This is a genomic window from Streptomyces sp. CRN 30 (genome assembly GCF_034105845.1).
In genome coordinates this window covers 1-5,846 of the sequence record NZ_JAVRHI010000162.1, presented here as the reverse complement: position 1 = coordinate 5,846, position 5,846 = coordinate 1, and the positions used below count along the sequence as shown (strand labels likewise).

Below are 5,846 nucleotides of genomic sequence, written 5' to 3'. Positions count from 1 at the left end.
AAGCGCGAGCCCGGTTCCGTCGCGGACACCGTGATGTCTGCCTTGCGCAGCCGGGGCCCGGCAGTTGTCGATGGCGGTCTCAACGGCTTCCAGACCTTCGTGTTCGGTCGCCTGCTGCCCGCGTCACTGGCTGCCCGGATCACCGAGCGATCCCTGCGCAGGGCGGCGCTCGGGCACTGAGGCTCTGTGCCTCCCGGACCTATGACGCCTCGTAAGGAAGCAGCACCGTCGTGGCGAACGCCCTACCGCCACCACGCCGGACCAGGCACCGACGCGAAGTGACAACCAACCTGCCTCGGTGACGCCTATCATGCCTCGGCTCAAGTGAGCCCCCTCGCGGCAAAACGAGGGGGCCGATGCAGTGCCGTGGTCTCCCGGACGCGGCAGACACGACGATGCGCCCGCTGAGGTACGCACCACATGTTCTATTGGCGGGTCAAGGGCGGCGAAACGCAAGGCCGGAAACGGGAACTTTCCGTTGAACGTCGGTGAGCTGGCATGTTACCTCCGGAACGAACCATGATCGTTCCGCTTTGTCCCCGACGTCTTCCAGTACCCCTCCCTGTTCAGCATGCTTCCTTCTGGTGACCTCGCGTAGCCACACGGGCGCACCCGGCGACGGCATCCGCCGTACGGCAACGCCGGGGGTCACCACCCGGACGCGAGACACGGAGGAGACATCCCGTGACCCCCCGCAGCAGACTCGTCTTGGCCCTTGCCGGGCTGTTCGTCTTCACCGGCCTGGTGATCACGCTGCTCCTGCTCGGACAGCCCGCCGGCGCCGTCGGCCCCCTCATCCTGGTCATCGTGCTGGGCGTGCAGCAGCTGCTCCAGGCCCTGAACGCCCACAGCGGCCAGCAGAACACGGACCGTCCCGGCCCGACGCCTCCGGCCGCGGTGCCGGCCCAGGCCGAAACCGACGCGCCCCCCGGCCCTCCGTCCCGCCCAGACCCAGACCCAGACCCAGCCCGAGGTCAAGGTCGAGGTCGAGGGGAAGGAGGAGGACGCCCCGGCCGACGCAGCCCCGGTTATCGGCTCCCCCGGCACCGGGACGACGTCGTCCTCGGCCCGCGAGGCCGGGGAGGCCGGGGAGGCCCGCGAGGCCGGGGAGGCCGGGGAGGCCGGGGAGGCCGGGGAGGCCGGGGAGGCCGGGGAGGACACCGATGCCGTTCCCGAACGGAAGGCCGCATGAACACCGCGGCCGGCAACAGCGCGGGGCCCGGCAAGCCGGGCCCCGACCTCGGCGCCATCGCCGACGGCGTCAGCGACGCCCACCGCCTCTGGCTGGAGCCGATGCGCTCCGCCTACCTCGCCAGCAAGCTCAGCTTCGAAGAGATCAGCGACAAGTCGAGGTGCCGGCAGGGCACCAAACGCCTGGCGAGCAAGGGCAAGGTGTCCGAGCTGCTGCGCGGCGCCACGGCCTACCCCCGCTGGTACCGCGTCCACGCCCTGCACGACGTACTGGCGCCGCCCGTCACGCTGTCCGACCTCGTCACGCAGTGGAGCGAGGGCGCCCGGGCGGCGGGACGGCCGGAGAAGTGGATCGACAAGTGCCTCGACGAAGCCCGCGGCGAGCCCGGCCTGGACACCGCGCTCGCCACACCCGGCTTCGCCGCCCTCCTCCTGGGCGGTCCGACGGCCAAGGCGATGATGGCCATCGCGCTGCTCCTCACCGGACTCGGCGCCTTCCTGGGCGCCTACACCCACCCGGAGCCCTCGCCACCGGGCCACGGCACTCGCGGCTGGTGCAGCGCCACCGCCTGCTCCACCACGAACATCCCGGTCCCCGGGGGCGCCATGCAGACACCCGAGCCGTGGGACGACGACCGCAGCTCCTACTACGTGAACTATCCGGCCCCCAGCGACACCCGCGGCATGCTCCGCATCGTCCCCGCCGACGACGTCCCGGTGTACTCAGGCATCCGACGCGACGAGCTCAAGGGATGGATCCAGGCCGGCACCGCCTTCTACGCCCAGTGCCGCACCGGCGAGTCACTGACCATCGCAGGAACCCACGACCGGGTACCCACCGCGGCCCTCGACCGCAGCACCGACACCGCACCACAGACCACCGAGACACTCCCCTCCTGCCCCTCACCCCTGAGAGAGCCCTCACCCACACCGTCACCGTGGAAGTGACCGCTGCCTGACCCGACCGGCCACACACCACAGGGCCCGAGCCGCACCCCGTGACGGCGGCCTCCGTAAGCGGTTCTGATCCACTTCTTGTGAGGCGATGACGCAGCGTCACAAGGGGCTGGAAGGAAGGCCGTTCGTGTGACTGCAGCGTGTTCTCGACGTTCTCCGCGGCGTTCTCCCATCTGTCCTCCGTCGTGGTGGACGAGGTCAGAACGGACGGCGGCGGCATAGCCCTCACGGCGCGAACGCTGACGCGTGAGGCGGCGTGTCCTGGCTGTGGCTCAGTGTCCGACCGTGTCCACGGCGGTTACCGGCGTCGCCTCGCCGACCTCGTGACCACTCCAAGATCCCCGACAGAGTCAAGCTGAAGACATGAGCGGCACCGTAGCCGCTGCGGGTCCGGTGCCGGGGCCGCTCCGGCAGTATCCCTCGCGGTCGCCCCGGACCGTTCGGGCGCCGGGTGCTCTTCCCTCGGCGCCTCCCCCGATCCGGTGGCCGTGCCGCCGCCCACGGGCGCGTCGGGGCCACGGGCCGATGGCAGGACCCGCGACCGTGCCCGGCTGGGAACGGCCCGGCCGCCCCGACGTCTCCGTCCTGCCCGACGAGCCCGCCACGGGTTATCTGCTGGACGTGGCCGCCGAGATCAGCGCCTGGCACAGTCCCGGCACCGCTGCCGAGCAACCACTCGGTTCCGCCGAACATCTGCGGCCCCTCGGCTCCTTCCTGGCCGTGACAGCCGACGAACACGGCCGGCCCGAGGCGGTCTCGGTCCTCGGCGGGATGCCATCGGGCCCCACGAGCGCCTTCGGGCCCAGCCCGGCCCGAAGCCGCCGGTCACGTCAGTCGACCGGGGCCCCGAGGAAGGCGGGCCGCCTCCGCAGCACGTGCAGGGCGTACTGGACGGGATCGAACACGATGAGCTGCACGCGCCAGGTGTCCCAGTCCCCGGTGACGGTTCCGGCGGCGACCGCGGCCATGCGGACGAAGGGACCGTTGCGCTGGCTGCCGCTGTGGTCTGCGAGGCCGCGCAGGCCCGCGTCGGCGGCGGCCTCCCATCGCTCCAGAGCGATGTTCGCGACCGCCTCGGCCTCGCAGCCGTCTTCGAAGAGGACCTCGGCGAAGTGCCGGTCCGCGGGCATCTCGCGGAAGCCGTAGTACTCCTGGCGGGCCGCCTCGACCGCTTCCAGCGCGTCCTCGTACCGTCTCAGCGCGATCAGCAGCCAGGCTCGGTGGATATGCGGTGCCCATGCGCGTCCACCACGCTCGTCCGTGACGGCGGCCAGTTCGGCCCGCGAGGCGTCGTCATCGACCGGCAGCCGCCCCCGGCCGCTCTGGTAGAAGGGCACCACCGGCGACGAGCCCGGGTCGTGCTCCTGACCGGACCCGGCGTCGTCCCCGGGGTGCTCGGCCAGGTGACCGCGGGCGAAGGCGGCCGGGTCGAACGCGGCCAGTTCCCTCGCCGGGTCGAGCACGGCCTGCCAGGTCATGAGCGGTCCGAGGGTGCCGCGGCCCCAGCAGGCCAGTTCCCGCAGTCTGACGGTCCCAGGGTCCCGTCCGTACAGCTCGATGACATGCTCGGCGGCCGTCTCGGCCTCGGGCCACCGCTGTTGTCCGATGTGGGCGGCACACATCACCCACGCAGTCTCCCGCAGCAGATCCCGCAGCGCGGCGGCCGGCACGGTCCGGCCTGTCGCCTCGCGCCGGGCCGTCCTGGCGGCCTGGACGGCGGCGTCGAGGCGGCCCATGGCCAGCAGCAGCCATGCCTCGCGCACTCGCGTCTCCCCGATGCGTTTGCGCACCGCGTCCAACCGCTCCCGCAGTACCGGCTCTTCCATGTCCGCCGCCCTCCCCTGCCCAGCTCCGAAACCCCGCCTCTCCGATCATGCCCAGTACCGGCCGCCACCGGGACCCGGTACGGCAATATGCTGTCGACGTCCCACGGATCCGGCCGCGCCACCGGAGCAAACCCCTCACATGTCTGGCTCCGTTCACTTCAGGCGGTTCCGGTTCAGGTTCTGTGGTGCGACCACTGCGAGTGATATCCGGGTCCCTTCAAGGCGTACGGGAAGCCACCCGAAAATGGTCCTTGGACGTATGCCCATGGCACAGCCTCAGCGGACCCGGCCCGCACAGCGCCCGCCCACCCCCTCCTACAAGCCCGCGCCACCGTCACCGGCCTCCTCACCGGACTGCTCACGCCCGACTCCGGTCCCACGGAGTGAGCCATGCCCACCGTCACCGCCCTGATCTTCTTCCTCGAAGCCCGACGGGCCGTAGAACAGGGCCAGGCCGACCCTTCCACGAACTGCACTACGCCCTTCCGCAACAGGCCCGTATCCGGCGCGGCTGCCCCTGCCCGGCCGCCGTCCTGGACCGGATCAGCATCCACCGACACCTCGCACACACCTGCGAACAGCACATCCGCCACGAACAGGCAGCCGGGCCGGGCCGGCCGACCGACTCCGCCATGGCCTTCCAGACCATGAAAGCCCTCGCACCGCCCTACGAACCGCACCCCGAGCGTCTCTCTCGGTGTCCTCCTCCCCATGGGCGCGTTCGCGTAGGTGATGCAGGCGATACGGCCGGTGCAGGCCGACCGCCTCCGCGATCGACCAGCAGCTGCCCGCAACGCCCGGCACCGGTAACTGGCGCAGGTACAACACGCCGTTGACCCGCAGGTCGCGGCGGCGGCAGACGGGTGCGAGGTCTGCGGCGAGTTCGGCGAACACCGCATCCATCTGCCCAGGATGTGCACTGCGGCGCAGTGCACATCCCGAGCCGATCGGACGCCGGCTGCGCTGCCACAGCACGGGCACATGGTTTCACCGGGTACGCCTTCGTCCCACAAGAGCAAACCGGTGAGCCCGCAGGCCCGGCACACGGTCGTCGTACGGTTCACTCAGGGAGGATGTCGCCGAATTTCCACTCGGCGCCGCTGCCGGCCCACCAGCCCCGATAGGCGTGCAGGCTTTCCACGCCCTCGCATGAGCCGGGCTGTTCGAAGTCTCCCAGTCCACGGCACCGTTACCGAGGCGCAGCGTGTAGCCGCCGGGCACGGACGGCAGCAGCCCCCAGGGATCGCGCTGCCTGTGATCGGGCTCCAGCAGGTGCCGCAGCCGCCAGACATAGGTCCGTACGACGGCTTCCGGGCGGGCGGGCGGCGACTCCCACAGGGGCGCGACGAGGTCGTCCACGCTCACCCCCCGGCCGTGCCCAGCACCAGCACCAGCACCAGCACCAGCACCAGCACCAGCACCACGATCACCGCACGCTGCTGGGGCGACCCGAGGTCCGGCTCCACCCCGTCGCGGCGCGCCCGGAGGGGGCCGAGCACCGAGAAGCGCACGCCCGGTACCGCCGTTTCTCCCATGGTGTGACCTCCTCGTGCCCGGCACCGACCGGCGGCACGGGTCGGGCGGTGACTTCGTCGCAACCATCGCATGGCGCCCCGCGCCCCCTCGGCGCTGACCTGCGCTTTCAGCGGTCTTGCGAGCGGCGGCCACCCGCGGTTCAGGCACTCGCCGCCGATGCGCGGCAAGGCGGAACGCTGTGAGCGTGGCACGGCCTACCGACCGTACGTCCGAGGGAAGTCCCCATGTCAGCGCGGCCCCGTCCGGCAGAGCCTGCGGAGGGAACGGAAGCGCCGTCCGGCACCGGAGGACCTGGCTGACAGCCCCCGAAAACGGAGGGGGGCGGGCATCCTCAAC

4 protein-coding genes and 1 pseudogene are annotated in these 5,846 nt (G+C 71.4%); 3 read left to right on the top strand and 2 right to left on the bottom strand.

What is annotated here, in order from left to right:
* The 3 genes and pseudogenes from UW392_RS16145 to UW392_RS66975 form a co-directional block, all read left to right on the top strand.
* Window positions 1–180, top strand: a pseudogene (locus UW392_RS16145) (dehydrogenase); the annotation flags it as partial.
* A gap of 1,008 nt (window positions 181–1,188) precedes the next feature.
* The gene (locus UW392_RS16140; RefSeq protein WP_320775701.1) at window positions 1,189–2,139 is read left to right on the top strand and encodes a hypothetical protein; all 951 of its coding nucleotides are present in this window, start codon (window positions 1,189–1,191) and stop codon (window positions 2,137–2,139) included.
* 149 nt (window positions 2,140–2,288) lie between these two features.
* Window positions 2,289–2,507 carry a transposase family protein gene (locus UW392_RS66975; RefSeq protein ID WP_414496230.1) on the top strand — a complete coding sequence of 73 codons (219 nt, stop codon included), beginning with the start codon at window positions 2,289–2,291 and terminating at the stop codon, window positions 2,505–2,507.
* 471 nt (window positions 2,508–2,978) lie between these two features.
* Here UW392_RS66975 and UW392_RS16135 read toward each other — a convergent pair whose 3' ends face one another.
* Window positions 2,979–3,974 (bottom strand): hypothetical protein, encoded by a 996-nt coding sequence (locus UW392_RS16135; protein WP_320775700.1) that lies wholly within the window; start codon window positions 3,972–3,974, stop codon window positions 2,979–2,981.
* Between the two features lie 1,361 nt (window positions 3,975–5,335).
* Window positions 5,336–5,509, bottom strand: a complete 174-nt coding sequence (locus tag UW392_RS16130) for a hypothetical protein (RefSeq protein WP_320775699.1) — start codon at window positions 5,507–5,509, stop codon at window positions 5,336–5,338.
* Between the last annotated feature and the right edge of the window lie 337 nt (window positions 5,510–5,846).

What these genes read in the sequence shown, in the direction of transcription:
- UW392_RS16140 (WP_320775701.1), top strand. Translation starts at nt 1,189, where the DNA reads ATGAACACCGCGGCCGGCAACAGCGCGGGGCCCGGCAAGCCGGGCCCC.
- UW392_RS16135 (WP_320775700.1), bottom strand. Translation starts at nt 3,974, where the DNA reads ATGGAAGAGCCGGTACTGCGGGAGCGGTTGGACGCGGTGCGCAAACGC.
- UW392_RS16130 (WP_320775699.1), bottom strand. Translation starts at nt 5,509, where the DNA reads ATGGGAGAAACGGCGGTACCGGGCGTGCGCTTCTCGGTGCTCGGCCCC.